This is a genomic window from Providencia sp. PROV268, assembly GCF_028477805.1.
GTDB lineage: Bacteria > Pseudomonadota > Gammaproteobacteria > Enterobacterales > Enterobacteriaceae > Providencia > Providencia stuartii.
Map to the genome: position 1 here is coordinate 199,928 of NZ_JAMPLW010000010.1, position 15,812 is coordinate 215,739.

At 43.4% G+C, this 15,812-nt stretch carries 14 protein-coding genes and 1 other annotated feature; of the genes, 6 read left to right on the forward strand and 8 right to left on the reverse strand.

What is annotated here, in order from left to right:
• Positions 1-14: 14 nt before the first annotated feature.
• Together dnaJ and dnaK are read right to left on the reverse strand one after the other, a co-directional pair.
• Positions 15-1,151, reverse strand: a complete 1,137-nt coding sequence (gene dnaJ, locus PR699_RS09375) for a molecular chaperone DnaJ (RefSeq protein ID WP_004926754.1) — start codon at positions 1,149-1,151, stop codon at positions 15-17.
• A gap of 110 nt (positions 1,152-1,261) precedes the next feature.
• On the reverse strand, positions 1,262-3,181 hold the full coding sequence (gene dnaK / locus PR699_RS09380; protein WP_004926752.1) for a molecular chaperone DnaK: 1,920 nt from the start codon (positions 3,179-3,181) through the stop codon (positions 1,262-1,264).
• A gap of 335 nt (positions 3,182-3,516) precedes the next feature.
• Here dnaK and satP point away from each other — a divergent pair, with 335 nt between their 5' ends.
• A complete protein-coding gene (gene satP, locus PR699_RS09385) occupies positions 3,517-4,083 on the forward strand; it encodes an acetate uptake transporter (protein ID WP_014656816.1) in 567 nt (188 codons plus the stop codon).
• Positions 4,084-4,138: 55 nt separating this feature from the next.
• On the opposite strand, the gene mog is transcribed toward satP, so the two are convergent.
• Together mog and tal are read right to left on the reverse strand one after the other, a co-directional pair.
• Entirely contained in the window at positions 4,139-4,717 is a 579-nt protein-coding gene (gene mog / locus PR699_RS09390; protein ID WP_004926746.1) for a molybdopterin adenylyltransferase, read from the reverse strand.
• A 309-nt stretch (positions 4,718-5,026) separates the two neighbouring features.
• Positions 5,027-5,980 carry a transaldolase gene (tal, locus tag PR699_RS09395; protein ID WP_014656817.1) on the reverse strand — a complete coding sequence of 318 codons (954 nt, stop codon included), beginning with the start codon at positions 5,978-5,980 and terminating at the stop codon, positions 5,027-5,029.
• Positions 5,981-6,264: 284 nt separating this feature from the next.
• Here tal and yaaA point away from each other — a divergent pair, with 284 nt between their 5' ends.
• The 4 genes from yaaA (at position 6,265) to PR699_RS09415 (ending at position 9,377) form a co-directional block, all read left to right on the forward strand.
• On the forward strand, positions 6,265-7,041 hold the full coding sequence (yaaA, locus tag PR699_RS09400) for a peroxide stress protein YaaA (RefSeq protein ID WP_004926740.1): 777 nt from the start codon (positions 6,265-6,267) through the stop codon (positions 7,039-7,041).
• 192 nt (positions 7,042-7,233) lie between these two features.
• A complete protein-coding gene (locus tag PR699_RS09405; protein WP_004926737.1) occupies positions 7,234-8,229 on the forward strand; it encodes an aldo/keto reductase in 996 nt (331 codons plus the stop codon).
• Positions 8,230-8,539: 310 nt separating this feature from the next.
• Positions 8,540-8,758, forward strand: a complete 219-nt coding sequence (locus tag PR699_RS09410) for a hypothetical protein (protein ID WP_004926727.1) — start codon at positions 8,540-8,542, stop codon at positions 8,756-8,758.
• Positions 8,759-8,819: 61 nt separating this feature from the next.
• Positions 8,820-9,377 (forward strand): hypothetical protein, encoded by a 558-nt coding sequence (locus tag PR699_RS09415; RefSeq protein WP_004926724.1) that lies wholly within the window; start codon positions 8,820-8,822, stop codon positions 9,375-9,377.
• 122 nt (positions 9,378-9,499) lie between these two features.
• Here the strand turns inward: PR699_RS09415 and thrC are convergent, their stop codons facing one another.
• From thrC to thrL, 4 genes are all read right to left on the reverse strand, one after another.
• Positions 9,500-10,792, reverse strand: a complete 1,293-nt coding sequence (gene thrC / locus PR699_RS09420) for a threonine synthase (RefSeq protein WP_004926722.1) — start codon at positions 10,790-10,792, stop codon at positions 9,500-9,502.
• Positions 10,793-10,795: 3 nt separating this feature from the next.
• A complete protein-coding gene (gene thrB, locus PR699_RS09425) occupies positions 10,796-11,725 on the reverse strand; it encodes a homoserine kinase (protein WP_004926720.1) in 930 nt (309 codons plus the stop codon).
• A gap of 3 nt (positions 11,726-11,728) precedes the next feature.
• Positions 11,729-14,188 carry a bifunctional aspartate kinase/homoserine dehydrogenase I gene (thrA, locus tag PR699_RS09430; RefSeq protein WP_014656818.1) on the reverse strand — a complete coding sequence of 820 codons (2,460 nt, stop codon included), beginning with the start codon at positions 14,186-14,188 and terminating at the stop codon, positions 11,729-11,731.
• Between the two features lie 24 nt (positions 14,189-14,212).
• Positions 14,213-14,334, reverse strand: a sequence feature (Thr leader region).
• On the reverse strand, positions 14,273-14,341 hold the full coding sequence (gene thrL, locus PR699_RS19695) for a thr operon leader peptide (RefSeq protein WP_071599685.1): 69 nt from the start codon (positions 14,339-14,341) through the stop codon (positions 14,273-14,275). It overlaps the preceding feature by 62 nt.
• 654 nt (positions 14,342-14,995) lie before the next feature.
• Here thrL and arcA point away from each other — a divergent pair.
• Complete coding sequence (gene arcA, locus PR699_RS09435) at positions 14,996-15,712, forward strand: two-component system response regulator ArcA (RefSeq protein WP_004926714.1); 717 nt, start codon at positions 14,996-14,998, stop codon at positions 15,710-15,712.
• The last annotated feature ends 100 nt before the right edge of the window (positions 15,713-15,812 follow it).

A 15,812-nucleotide genomic window follows, 5' to 3' on the forward strand; every position in this document is an offset into this window, starting at 1 on the left:
GGCCGTTTAATTTATTATTTGTTAGTTAGGTCATCAAAGAATTTCTTCACGCCGTCTAAAAAGCTTTTTGAGCGTGGGCTATTCTTTTCGCCACTCGTACCACCGAGTGATTCTCCAAACTCTTTGAGTAGCTCTTTTTGCTTCTCATTCAATTTAACTGGTGTTTCAACGACAATATGGCACATGAGATCACCCTGCATACCACCACGAACAGATTTCACGCCTTTGCCTTTCATGCGGAAAATTTTACCGGTTTGGGTCTCTGCTGGGATTTTCAGTTTGACGCGACCATCAAGGGTCGGGACTTCTATTTCACCACCTAATGCCGCAACCGCAAAGTTAATCGGAACTTCGCAATGTAAGTTGTTGCCATCACGTTCAAAAATACTGTGTGGTAACACACGAACTTGAACAAACAGATCCCCTGCTGGTGCCCCATTTTCCCCAGCTTCACCTTCACCGGATAAACGAACACGGTCGCCAGTATCTACCCCTGCTGGGATTTTCACTGATAGGGTCTTATAGCGTTCAACGCGGCCATGACCATGACACTTGTTGCATGGATCTTTAATAATTTTGCCTCGGCCATGACACGTTGGACAAGGTTGCTGTACAGAGAAGAAGCCCTGACGCATGTGTACCTGACCCATACCATGACATGTTGGGCAAGTATCTACGCTGGTTCCCGGTTTAGCACCATTACCATGGCAGACATCACAGGTTTCCAAAGCTGGGATACGGATCTCTTTGGTCACTCCACGGACAGCCTCTTCAAGGGTCAGCTCCATGTTGTACTGTAAATCAGAACCACGGCTTGGGCGCTGCTGTCTGCGGCCGCCTCCAAAAATATCACCGAAGACGTCACCAAAGATATCGCTAAAATCAGCACCGCCGCCAAAACCGCCGCCGCCCATGCCACCTTGCTCAAAGGCAGCATGGCCATACTGGTCGTAAGCTGCGCGCTTCTGCTCATCGGACAGGACTTCGTAAGCTTCTTTTATCTCTTTAAATTGAGCTTCTGCTTCATCTTTTTTATCCTGATTACGGTCAGGATGATACTTCATTGCTAAACGCTTATATGCGCGTTTGATGTCTTTATCTGAAGCATTTTTTTCGAGGCCTAAGACCTCATAAAAATCTCTTTTCGCCATTTATTTTACCCTTAACATGCCGACACGGGCGTGGAGTTTCCTCGACGCCCGTGTTCGGTATCAGTAACCATTAATAACCATTAGCAAGGTCACTGCGCCCGCTAAGGGCATTATTTTTTGTCTTTATCGTTAACTTCTTCGAACTCAGCATCAACAACATCGTCATCTTTCTTCGCTTCTGCGCCTGCGCCAGCATTTGCTGAGCCAGCTTGAGCTTGTTGTTGTGCAATTTCCAGAAGTTTAGCTGAAGCAGTTACTAAAGCTTGGATCTTCGCTTCGATATCTGCTTTATCTTCGCCTTTGATTGCTGCTTCTAGCTCAGATGTTGCTTTTTCGATATTCGCTTTATCTTCTGCTGGCAGTTTATCGCCTGCTTCTTCAATTTGCTTACGCGTACCGTGGATCAGTTGGTCAGCTTGGTTACGAACCTGAACTAACTCTTCAAATTTACGGTCTGCTTCAGCGTTCGCTTCCGCGTCACGTACCATTTTTTCGATTTCCTCGTCGTTCAGACCGGAAGAAGCCTTAATGGTAATGTTTTGCTCACGACCACTGTTTTTATCTTTCGCTGATACATGCAAGATACCATCAGCATCGATATCAAACGTAACTTCGATTTGTGGCATACCACGCGGTGCTGGTTGAATACCATCTAAGTTAAACTGACCCAGTGATTTGTTATCACCGGAACGCTTACGTTCACCTTGCAGAACATGGATTGTTACTGCAGCTTGGTTGTCTTCTGCTGTTGAGAACACTTGGCTATGTTTCGTTGGGATAGTGGTGTTCTTCGGAATTAACGGAGTCATCACGCCACCCATTGTTTCGATACCTAAAGACAGTGGCGTTACGTCAAGTAACAGCACGTCTTTAACATCACCCGCTAACACACCACCTTGAACTGCTGCACCTATTGCAACGGCTTCATCTGGGTTCACGTCTTTACGTGGTTCTTTCCCAAAGAAATCAGCAACTGCTTTTTGTACCAAAGGCATACGGATTTGACCACCAACCAAAATAACATCGTTGATGTCATTTACGCTTAGGCCAGCGTCTTGTAGCGCAACCTTAACAGGCTCCATGGTACGTTTAACTAAATCTTCTACCAGTGACTCTAATTTCGCACGAGTCACTTTGATGTTCATGTGTTTAGGACCTGTTGCATCTGCTGTAATGTACGGCAGGTTAACATCTGTTTGCTGTGCAGAAGAAAGTTCGATTTTCGCTTTCTCAGCCGCTTCTTTCAGACGTTGCATTGCCAGCGGGTCATTACGTAGGTCAACACCTTGGTCTTTTTTGAATTCTTCAACTAAGTAGTTGATCAAACGGTTATCGAAGTCTTCACCACCTAAGTGAGTATCACCATTGGTTGCCAGCACTTCATATGTTTTTTCACCATCAACTTCATCAATTTCGATGATTGATAGGTCAAATGTACCACCACCTAAGTCATAAACTGCGATAGTACGGTTACCCACTTCTTTATCTAAGCCATAAGCCAATGCTGCGGCTGTTGGTTCGTTGATGATACGCTTAACATCAAGACCAGCAATACGGCCAGCATCTTTTGTCGCTTGACGCTGAGCATCGTTAAAGTATGCAGGAACAGTAATAACAGCTTCTGTTACTGGCTCACCCAAGTAATCTTCTGCTGTTTTTTTCATTTTTTTCAGAACTTCAGCCGAAACTTGTGGTGGAGCCATTTTTTGGCCTTTTACATCTAACCAAGCATCGCCGTTATCTGCCGCAATAATTTTGTATGGCATAATAGCCACGTCGCGCTGAACTTCTTCGTCTTGGAAACGACGGCCGATCAGACGTTTGATCGCAAATAATGTATTTTCAGGGTTAGTCACTGCCTGACGTTTTGCTGGCTGACCGACCAAAATTTCACCGTCTTGTGTGTACGCAATGATGGAAGGAGTAGTACGATCACCCTCGCTGTTCTCAAGAACACGAGCAGCTGTGCCATCCATAATTGCAACGCATGAGTTAGTTGTACCCAAGTCGATACCAATAATTTTACCCATCTAAAACGCCTCCAAAGGAATTCTTTTTTGTTCAATTTCATTACCAATCTATATGAGGCTCAATATTTCATTTTCAAGGGAGTTTTTACTCCGAGGCTCAATTTTTTTGCTTTACACAATTATTCGACTGATAACGAGTGATGCTTTAAAGATGGGGTCGTAAATTCATTCATCAAGGGGATGACTTAAAAAAATTTCATATTTTTTGCAAAAAAACCTGTCTTTCGATCATTGTTTCAGCAAAAAAAACTGCGTATGATTCGCCGCCAACCTAAACAAGCTGGCAAAAAATTTTATATCTTTTTGAATTTTAATCATTTTTCACCAGAGGTTATATGCAATCCAGCTCTATTGCTAATCCGGGTCCACTTGGTTTATTGGGCTTTGGTATGACTACAATTCTGCTCAATCTCCATAATGCAGGTTTTTTCCCTCTCTCATCAGTGATTTTGAGCATGGGGATTTTTTATGGTGGTATTGCTCAGGTGATAGCCGGACTTATTGAATATAAGAAAGGAAATACGTTTGGCGCAACAGCCTTTAGCTCATACGGGATGTTTTGGTTAACGTTAGTTGGCCTATTATTTTTGCCCACGCTGGGCTTAGCAGAGCCAACCGGACCTGCATTTTTAGGGGTTTACTTACTGATTTGGGGAGTCTTCACCTTCTTTATGTTCCTTGGAACATTAAAAGCCAATTTTGTTTTGCAATTTGTTTTTGGCAGCTTAACCGTACTGTTTGCATTGTTAGCCATCGGTAATTTAACAGGCAATAGCACTATTTTAACGATCGCAGGCTTTGAAGGGATTGTTTGTGGCGCAAGTGCATTCTACTTAGCAATGGCTGAAGTGTTGAATGAGCAATATGGCAAAACTGTTTTACCAATAGGGCAGCGCTGTTAATCGTCGTCGTAAGCAAGTCAGGTGAGTGAACCTCACCTGACTTAATAATCATGATTTAAGAGCGGATCGCCGACTTTGGCCTAAATGCCTTCACAACACTCGGATCCGTTTCGACATAAGGCCCATCGAGCAGTTGAATACAGTAAGGCACACTAGCAAAAATCCCAGAGACGATGACATTCCCTTCCGCATCCTTTAACCCTTCCAGTGTTTCTGCAATGGCTTTAGGTTGACCCGGTAAGTTGAGGATTAATGCTTGATTGCGTATCGCCCCCACTTGGCGAGAAAGAATGGCCGTTGGCACAAATTTTAAACTAATTTGACGCATTTGTTCACCAAAACCAGGCATCTCGCGATCGGCAATCGCTAATGTTGCATCTGGCGTGACATCACGACGTGCGGGGCCTGTACCACCAGTTGTCAGTACTAAATGGCAGGCAAACTCATCCACTAGCTCACATAATGTTTGTTCTATCATGATTTGCTCATCAGGGATCAGGCGAGTTTCAATACGAAAAGGTGTTGTCAGCGCTTTCGCAAGCCATGCTTCTAAGGATGGGAGCCCTTTATCTTCATAAATACCACTTGAAGCACGGTCAGAAACTGAAACCAAACCTATGCGCAATTCATCCATACAAACCTCAATAAATAACCAATAAAAAGTGCTCATTGCGGGCAGCCCCCGCAAATCACGCGCATTAATACGTAGGTTATCATATCATGGGAAATATAAGGTTTCAGTGCTAAGTATCGCGATATTGCTTAGTGAAAATACATGAAGAAATGTAGGCTGTTCAGCATTAGCCGCGTCGTCAATGATTTCATTTAGTTAAATAATATTCAGGTTGCTTATCAGGGGCTCTTTTGTATTTGGTACTCACTGATCCAAAATGCAAAAAACCCAGTGAAGACACTGGGTTCTCATAAAAAGTGAAGGCAGAAATTACAGTAGCTCTGCGATCATTTTTTCCAGTTTTTCTTGGTCAATAGCAAATTTGCGGATACCTTCAGCCAGTTTATCTACTGCCATCGGATCTTGGTTATGCTGCCAATAGAACTGAGATTCAGTCAGTTTAGCTTCTGGCTCTTTTGTCTTACCAGAGTCAGTTAATTTACGAACAACTTCGCCTTGCGCTTCAGAGAGTTCTTTTAACAGTGCAGGTGAAATCGTTAGGCGATCACAACCCGCCAGTTCCAAAATCTCACCAACATTGCGGAAACTTGCGCCCATAACGACGGTTTTGTAACCATGGGTTTTGTAGTAGTTATAGATCTCAGTCACAGAAATAACACCTGGATCTTCTTGCGGTGCATACTCTTTTTTATCGGTATTCGCTTTGTACCAGTCAAGAATACGACCAACGAATGGTGAAATCAGATAAACACCTGCTTCCGCACATGCACGAGCTTGCGCAAAAGAGAAAAGTAGGGTTAAGTTACAGTTGATGCCTTCTTTTTCTAATTTCTCAGCTGCACGGATGCCTTGCCAAGTTGAAGCCAACTTAATCAGAATACGGTCATTGCTGATACCCGCTTCGTTGTACAGCTTAATCAGACGACGCGCTTTAGCGATACACGCTTCTTCATCATAAGACAGACGTGCGTCAACTTCCGTTGAAACACGGCCTGGAACCAGTTTTAGAATTTCCAAACCGATGTTGACTGCCAATTTGTCACAAGCATCAACAACCTGCTGTTCACGATGACTGCTTTGTTTACGGGCCCACTCGACCGCTTCGTCAATCAGTTTACGATATTCAGGAATTTGTGCTGCATTTAGAATCAAAGATGGGTTAGTTGTCGCATCTTGTGGTTTATAAAGCTTCATCGCTTCAATATCGCCAGTATCAGCAACAACGGTGGTCAGACTACGTAAGGAGGTTAATTTATCGGTCATTTCTTTAATCTCGTTGTTATAAAGGAATTGAGGCAAACGCCGCACCGTACAATGATAATATCACGCATCTAAGTTGCTGCAAGCGACTAAAACTATTCTATAGCAACTAATTGATATGCAATCGTTTTCGCAATTTAAATTAAAACTGAATCCTTTTAGCTTCGAATAAGCATAATCACAGTACGACAAAATAGAAAAATTGTTTTTACTTATCTCACCGATTAGCTATTTAATGGCAATTTTTGTTAAAGTGGTCGTCGTCATTTTATTATAGGGATCTTGCTATGCTCATCACAATCTCACCTGCCAAAACATTAGATTATGAAAGCCCGCTCGCAACACACTCTTTCACACAGCCTGAATTACTGAATGAGTCACAGCAACTGATTGAGGTTTGCCGCAAACTATCTCCAGCAGACATCTCAAGCTTAATGAAAATTAGCGATAAACTGGCTGGCCTCAATGCTGCACGTTTTGGTGAGTGGCATGCGGATTTCACGCCTGAAAATGCACGCCAAGCTATTCTTGCATTTAAAGGGGATGTGTATACAGGTATGCAAGCTGAAACATTTTCTGCACAGGACTTTGAGTTTGCCCAGCAGCATTTGCGTATCTTATCAGGGCTATATGGCTTATTACGCCCTCTCGATTTAATGCAGCCTTACCGCCTTGAAATGGGAACGCGCCTAAAAAACCCTCGAGGCAAAGATTTGTATGAATTTTGGGGCAATATCATCACCGACAAGCTCAACAAAGCGCTTGCAGATCAAGGCGATCATGTATTAGTCAACCTTGCCTCAGATGAATATTTTAAAGCCGTTAATAGCCAAAAATTAGATGGTGTCATCATAAAACCGGTCTTCCTTGACGAAAAAAATGGCAAATATAAAGTGATCAGTTTCTATGCTAAAAAAGCACGTGGTTTGATGAGCCGCTTTATTATTCAAAATAAGCTAACCAAAACAGATCAATTGGCTGATTTTAACCTTGAAGGTTACCAATTCGATGAGAGCCAATCCAAAGGAAATGAGCTGGTCTTTACCCGTCCTGAACAACATTAATCCCTTAAAATAAGGTGGTCGCTAGTGTGATCACCTAACTCACGACTCGGCAATATTGTCTCTTTTTTATCCTCCATCACATATTTACTAAAAATTTGTATTTTGGTTAAAAATTAGCATTGATTCACCATAGCGAAAATGACATTTGTGTCAGTATCGTTTAGGTCTCTGCCAACTATTTGGAGGTGAAGTATGCCTTATATTGCAAATACTGATCGTTACACGGATATGGAATATCGCCTATGTGGTCGCAGCGGGTTAAGGCTCCCACTAATCTCTTTAGGTCTTTGGCACAATTTTGGTGACAACAAATCCCCGGATAACTGCCGAGCCATGTTAAGGTATGCTTTTGACCATGGGATCACCCACTTTGATCTCGCCAATAATTATGGTCCTCCGCCGGGCGCAGCAGAAAGCCTATTTGGACGAATACTCCAACAAGATTTTTTACCTTACCGAGATGAAATGATCATTTCATCAAAAGCTGGCTTTACCATGTGGGATGGCCCTTATGGTGATTGGGGCAGTAAAAAATATTTAATTGCCAGCCTTAATCAAAGCCTAAAACGCATGGGTCTAGATTATGTTGATATTTTTTATCACCATCGCCCAGATCCTGATACTCCTCTTGAAGAAACAATGGGCGCCCTTGATCTGATCGTACGCCAAGGTAAAGCTCTGTATGTTGGGATCTCTAACTATCCTGCCGAGCTTGCAAAAGAAGCGATTGAGATCCTTAACCAATTAGGTACGCCTTGCCTAATCCATCAACCTAGATATTCCATGTTAGTCCGTGATCCAGAAGATGAATTACTTGATGTGCTTGAAGATGAAGGCGTCGGCTCCATAGCTTATTCGCCGCTTGCAGGTGGCATACTTACCGACCGTTACTTAAACGGTATTCCTGCCGATTCAAGGGCGGCAAGCAACCCTTCTCTTCCCCCAGAAAGGCTAACCTCCGCGGTACTCGCTCGGGTGAAAAAACTGAATGAACTTGCTTTGCAAAGAGGCCAAAAATTGAGCCAAATGTCCCTAGCCTGGGTATTACGCCATGATAGGATCACCTCTGTGCTCATTGGTGCAAGTCGAGTTAGCCAAATTGATGACGCTCTCGGTATGATGGCAAACCGCGAATTTACACCTGAAGAGCTAAAAACCATTGAACTTATCTTAGAAGACGCCATTTAAGCGCTTATCCGCTGCTCCTTTGTATTCCGAGTATGAAGTGGCAGCGCCATACCAACTTCCCCCCTCAACACAAAAACAGTGATTAACTGTCTCGTGGCTTCTTTTTTTGCTGATCACAAGTCAATAAATTAATTTAATATTATTTGAAGGAATATATTAAATTAATTCACCGCTTAAATAAATAATTTCTTATAAATCAGGATATTTTAAATACAACACATTCTAAAAGCCCACTTTTATTGATAAATAAAAATGAACAAATAAACTGAAATAGCAGTTTGTTTAATTCATTTAACCAAGAGAATATTATATGAAAATAAAACATATCCTTATCGCTTCTCTGTTTACCCCTGCATTATCTTTCGCTTCTCTTCCTCAATATCAACTCCTTGATATGCTAATGGATCCGACCTCAGTATCGGGCCAATACTTTGGCAATGGTGGTAACGGTGGTCATGGCGGAAACGGGGGTAACGGCGGCAATGGTGGTAACGGTGGCAATGGCGGCAACGGTGGTAATGGTCGGTAATTAACTCGTAATCTTATATGATTATTCCCCCCTTCTAAATGGAGGGGGGTCGGAGGAAACTATGCAACGAAAATGGCTTCTCACTATCAGCACGCTATTTTTCTTAACTCCCGCAATATCAAGCCATTCACTCAGTTACAACAATCCACTACACAGCACAACGCCACCACATGCGATTTCGAGTGAGCACAATATCTTTTATGTGAATCATGGTGGAAATGGAGGTAATGGTGCCAACGGCGGTAATGGGGGCAATGGACTCAATAATGGTAATGGAGGAGATGGGGGCCATGCACAGCCCGGCAGTAACGGTAATGGTGGTAACGGCGGAAGTGGCGGAATCAATGGCGGGAACGGGGGCCGAGGCGGTAATGGTGACGGCTACGGTAACGGAGGTAATGGCGGTAATGGTACAGGAAATGGTCACGGCGGAAACGGGGGGAATGGGGGTCATGGTGGCAACGGTGGTAACGGCGGTCATGGTTCAGGAAGTGGCAATGGCGGCAACGGTGGAGATGCAGGCCCAGAAGGAGGAAAAGGGGGTAAAGGAGGTCTTGGTGGACCAAATGGTGGCAGAAACGGCTTAGATGGTGCAAGTTCAAATCGCTCTACGCACTAGTCCTCTACTATACCGACTTTCGTGATCTCATCGTGTCATCAATATTTGAATCAATGAACTATTATCATTACGATAAATAGAAACGGAAGCATATCGCTTCCGTTTCATGGATCCAGAAATCGCTATTTAGGTGCACGTTCCATTAAGAAAGCCCTTAGCTTCGCAAAATCCGACGGCAAAAAGTGTGATAGCAGAGGTAGCTCAGCACGCTCAGCTAAAGCTTCTGGTAGAGGAAGTTGTTTATTCAAAATCGCCTCTACACTCTCTTTAAACTTAGCGGGATGCGCCGTTCCTAAGAACAAACCATACTCACCATCTTGTAATTGATCGCGTAAAACACGGTAAGCGACAGCTGCGTGCGGCTCAGATACATACCCTTTTTTATCTAACTCACGCACCGTTTCTTTAGTCACCTCATCGGTCACCGCTCCATAACCAAGCTCTTTCAGAGACCACCCTTTACGACGGAATAGCTCCTCAATACGCGGCCAGTTATTAGGTTGGCTCACATCCATCGCATTCGATAAAGTCGCAACGGTTTGATGTGGTTTCCACTCCCCACCTTCAAGGTAACGAGGAACCGTATCATTGACGTTAGTTGCAGCAATAAAGCGTTTAATCGGTAAGCCCAGCGATTTAGCAAGTAAGCCCGCAGTTAAATCACCAAAATTACCACTTGGAACAGAAATAACGAGTTGCTCACGCTTCTCAGCAGGGATTTGAGCAACCGCTTCAAAGTAGTAACAAATTTGTGCTAACAAACGGCTAATGTTGATTGAGTTCGCTGAGTTTAAATGCAATGCTTTTTTCAGCGCCTCATCATCAAAAGATTGTTTGACCAAGGCTTGGCAGGCATCAAAGTCATCTTTGATTGCAACCGTGTGAATGTTTTCACCTAGGGTACAAAAGAGCTTTTCTTGTAGTGGGCTGATCTTACCTTCTGGATAGAGAATAACCACTTGCACATTATTTAAACGGTAAAATGCGTGTGCAACCGCCGCCCCTGTATCCCCAGAGGTTGCAGTTAAAATAGTCACAGGCTGGTCACCAGCAACTTGGGCAAGTGCTTGAGCCATAAAACGGCCACCAAAGTCTTTAAAGGCGAGTGTTGGACCATGGTATAGCTCTAGTGTCGCTACATCTTGCTCAACTTGAGTAACAGGAGCAGGGAATGCAAAAGCTTCTTTGACGCGAGCCGCCAGCTCAGCTTCAGGGATCTCATCACCAATAAATGCCGTTAAAATACGGCTGCTACGAGTGACAAAATCCAGTTTTAGTAGCTCATCAATTTCAGCAGCGCTAAACTCTGGCAAATCTTGTGGGAAGAATAGACCTTGTTGTTTGCCCAATCCCTGTTTTACTGCCTGTGCGAAGCTCACTTGCTCGCTATTATCTTTCAAGTTATACAGTTTCATTGTTTACCCTATTGTCCTTGCCCCTGTGAGATCCAAACGGCAGATATGCACAAAGCCTTCATCATTTTGAACATAATGTTGTTGTAGATAATCGGCCATTTTTTCAGCGATTTGTTTATCATCACAAATGGCAAATAGTGTCGGCCCAGAACCAGAAATACCACATGCAAGTGCACCAATTTCATAAGCATTCTTACGCGCCTCTGCAAACCCAGGAAGTAGCTGTGTTCGATAAGGTTCAGCTACGACATCTTGGATCATAGTCGCGGCAAGCTTTGGTTGGCCTGTATGGCAAGCATGGATAAAGCCCGATAAATAACGCCCATGATTAACAATATCATGGCGCGGATAACTATTTGGCAAAATAGCTCGCGCTTCCGCGGTAGAAACCTTGATCCCCGGATACGCCATCACCCAATACCAATTCTCGAAAGCGGGAACAGGTTGAGAAATAATTCCGTTTTGCTCAATAATCAGTTGTAAGCCACCTAGGTAACAAGGAGCCACATTATCGTAATGTACACTGCCTGAAATACGCCCTTCTAGCTCCCCCATCATACTTAATAACGTGGTCTCATCAAAAGGCTGACCGGCAAACTCATTCAGTGCCATCAGTGCCGCAACAACAGAACATGCACTGGAGCCAAGCCCTGAACCAATAGGCATGTTTTTTTCGAGAGTCATCGCAACATTAAGCGGTTTACCAAAGCGTTCACAAAACAGTTCCCAACATTGGTAAACAATATTATGTTCATTTTTTTTCGGTAATTTTGCGACAAAGCGGCCTTTATTCGTCAAAGAAAAGCTCTCAGCCGCTTCAACAGTGACACAATCCCCTAACAGCGTTCCATCTGCTGGCGATACCGCCGCGCCTAAGACATCAAACCCGACACTAACATTACCAATTGAAGCGGGCGCATAAACTTTAATCACTTATTAGACTCCCAATTTCCATGATAGAGTACGCAACATATCTGCAAATACGCCGGCTGCGGTAACATCATTACCTGCTCCATAGCCCCTGAGTACTAAAGGAATTGGCTGGTAATAGCGCGTATAGAAAGCCAATGCGTTTTCGCCATTTTTGACCTTGAAGAGCGGATCATTGCCATCAACCGCAACGATTTTCACTTGGCAGCGTCCTTCTTCTATCAATCCGACATAGCGTAACACTTTTTCTTCTGCTTCTGCTGCTTTTATACGCTCTGCAAACGGCTGATCAAGTTGCGGTAAGCGAGCCATAAATTCAGTCACATCGCCACTGCTATCAAACTCCGCAGGTAATACGGGTTCGATTTCAATATCTTCTAGCTCTAATTCATAGCCGGCTTCACGCGCGAGGATCAACAGCTTACGTGCGACATCCATGCCTGACAAATCATCGCGAGGATCTGGCTCGGTAAACCCTTTCTCTTTAGCTAGAGCCGTCGCTTCAGATAAAGACATCCCTTCGTCGAGTTTGCCAAAAATAAAGGAGAGTGATCCAGAAAGAATACCGCTAAAGTGAACTAGCTCATCACCCGCATTCAGGAGATTCTGTAAGTTTTCAATCACAGGCAACCCCGCACCAACGTTAGTGTCATAAAGGAACTTACGTTTTGATACTTCACACGCGGAGCGTAATTGGCGGTAATACTCCATTGATAAGGTGTTAGCTTTTTTGTTAGGTGTCACAACGTTAAAGCCGTCTTTTAAGAAACTGACATACTGCTGGGCAATTTCTTGGTTAGAAGTACAATCGATGATCACTGGATTGAGAAAGTGATATTCACGCTCCAATCTGATCAAGCGGCTCAGGCTAAATGGCTCGGTCGCTTGCGCCAACTCTTCTTTCCAATTATCAAGAGAGATGCCTTGCATATTCGTCAACATTGCTCGTGAGTTGGCGATCCCACAAACGCGTAAATCGATATGCTTTTGTTTCAGCCATTGCTGTTGACGATGGATTTGCTCAATCAGTGCGTTTCCTACCCCACCCACACCGATAATGAAGGCTTCAATGACTTGCTCAGCATTGAATAGCATTTGATGGCATAAACGAACCGCCGTGGTTGCTGCTTCATTGGCAATGACCGCCGAAATTGAACGTTCAGACGAGCCTTGGGCAATCGCCACGATATTGATATTACCGCGTGTTAATGCCGAGAAGAAACGCGCTGAAATCCCTTTTAGAGTACGCATGCCGTCGCCAACGACCGAAATAATGGCTAACTGCTCCATGACATCAAGAGGGTCTAAGACGCCATCTTTTAATTCTAAATAGAATTCTTCTTCCAAGGCAGCACGTGCACGTACTAATTCCCCTTGAGGCACACAGAAGCTAATGCTGTATTCCGATGATGACTGCGTAATAAGTACAACCGAGATCCCCTTACGTGACATCACAGAGAAGATACGTGCGGCCATACCAACCATTCCTTTCATGCCGGGGCCTGAAACGTTGATCATCGCCATGTTATTCAGGTTGGTGATCCCTTTAACAGGGGTGCTGTCATCTGTTTGTCCATCCCCGATCAATGTACCCGGAGCACTGAGGTTAGTGGTGTTTTTGATAAGGCAAGGAATTTGGAATTGTGCGATTGGTGCTATGGTACGCGGGTGCAGTACTTTTGCACCAAAGTAGGATAACTCCATCGCCTCTTGATAGGACATCCCTTTTAATAGGCGTGCATCAGGCACTAAACGTGGGTCACAAGTATATACCCCATCCACATCGGTCCAAATTTCGCAGCATTCAGCACGTAAACAAGCCGCTAATACTGCCGCGGAATAATCGGAGCCGTTACGCCCTAATACGACCAATTCGCCTTTATCATTCCCCGCAGTAAAACCCGCCATTAATACAAAGTGGTCTTTAGGGATGTTTAATTCCTTAATACGTTTAGTTGACTCATTAATATCAACAGTGGACTCAAGATAATGACCGACGGCTAATAAATTTTCGACAGGATTAATCACCGTGACTTTGTGCCCGCGTGCTGTTAGCACAGACTCCATAATGGCAATAGAGAGTTTTTCACCACGGCAAATAATTGAGGCGTTAATGCTATCAGGGCATTGGCCTAGAAGAGTAATACCATGCAGTACTTGTTTGATTTGTGCGAATTCTTGTTCAGTGAGTTTTTTCAGTCTATCGTAATCAAAACCGGGTTGTTTTTCTTTTAATCCTTTTAATAAGTTCGCAAAAATCATTTCTGCATCATTCACATGCGTGATGACATCCTGACCTGCAACCGTTTTATCAATCATTGCGACCAAATGGTTAGTGATTTTTGCTGGTGCAGATAGCACCAACGCCACTTGCCCATCGGCCAATTTACTTTCAGCGATGTCAGCAACATTCAGTACTCGTTCGTCATTTGCAACCGAAGTACCGCCAAATTTAAGCACACGCATGGTATTTCTCTCCTGATTTAACACCAAAAAAAAGCCCACATCTGATTGGATGCGGGCTTTTTCGTTTTTTATTTTTTGGATGCGTCAGCCCGCCCCGTTTCCTGTGGTTACGGTGGTGGTAATAATAATCGTAGTCAGGCTGATGTTACGCATAGATTTCTGTCTGTCTCTTGATTCGTTACTTGCTCCCTATACGGTTAAAGCAATTGCCCAAAAATGTCAAATTTATTTGCAAAAAAAGCCCGTTATTCAAAGCGTGACCTATCAAAAATTATCCTATTTTCTCAACAAAATTTAATCACAAATGAATAGGCCTCACAATTTGCTAATTTAAAAAACCAAAAAATTAACAATTGTCAGATTAAAATATCCATAAACTTTTTTTTAGCGTTAGCTTGAATAGTTGGCCATTTTTCACCCAAACGCATCGTTTGAGTAAACAAAGAATAAAAAACTTTTACTCTTTATCTGATAGTTAAACAGCCATTGAATCGGTAAGATTTTCTTCCTAACAAATTTTGTTAACGTGCTACAATTGATTTTGATATGTATCAACAAAAGTTATTTTTTTAGGTGGTAAATGCAGTATTAGCTGTTATATTGCTGTTAACAGCCCAACGTTGGGAAGGTGCCTAAATTTTGATTCAATTTAGAATCTGATGACGATAGAGGCGACAAAATAACCTTGACTCGAAAACATATTTATAACCCATAGACGCGTCGTTCCAGTAAAATAAAATCAAAACCACCTAATTTGGAAGCGGCTTATGAGTTCACAATTTTATTTTAAAACTTTAGGTAGCAAATATGCAGACCCCACACATTTTAATTGTTGAAGATGAGATTGTCACACGCAATACGCTGAAAAGTATCTTTGAGGCTGAAGGCTATGTAGTTCACGAAGCCACTGATGGCGAAGAGATGCACAATGTTCTGTCCGAGCATGACATCAACCTCGTTATCATGGATATTAACCTACCCGGTAAAAACGGCCTTCTCCTTGCGCGTGAATTACGTGAGCAAGAAAGTATTGCACTGATGTTCCTAACAGGCCGTGATAATGAGGTGGATAAGATCCTTGGCCTAGAAATTGGTGCGGATGATTATATCACCAAGCCATTTAACCCTCGCGAGCTGACTATCCGTGCACGCAACCTGCTATCTCGTACTATGAATTTAGCTGGTGGCACTGAAGAGCGCCGTTTAGTCGAAAGCTATAAATTTAATGGTTGGGAGCTCGACATCAACAGTCGCTCACTGATCAGCCCTGCTGGCGAACACTATAAATTACCTCGTAGCGAATTCCGCGCTATGCTACATTTTTGTGAGAACCCAGGCAAAATTCAAACTCGCGCCGATTTGTTGAAGAAAATGACAGGCCGTGAGCTTAAGCCTCATGATAGAACGGTCGACGTCACTATCCGTCGTATTCGTAAACATTTCGAATCAACGCCTGATACCCCAGAAATCATCGCAACAATCCACGGTGAGGGTTATCGCTTTTGTGGTGATCTCGACGAATAATCCCGCCATCGTTCGATAAAGACCGATGAATAAATAACCCCCAATAATTCCATTATTGGGGGTTATTTTATGCGGGAAGAGCACCTGTAGACCCACTTAA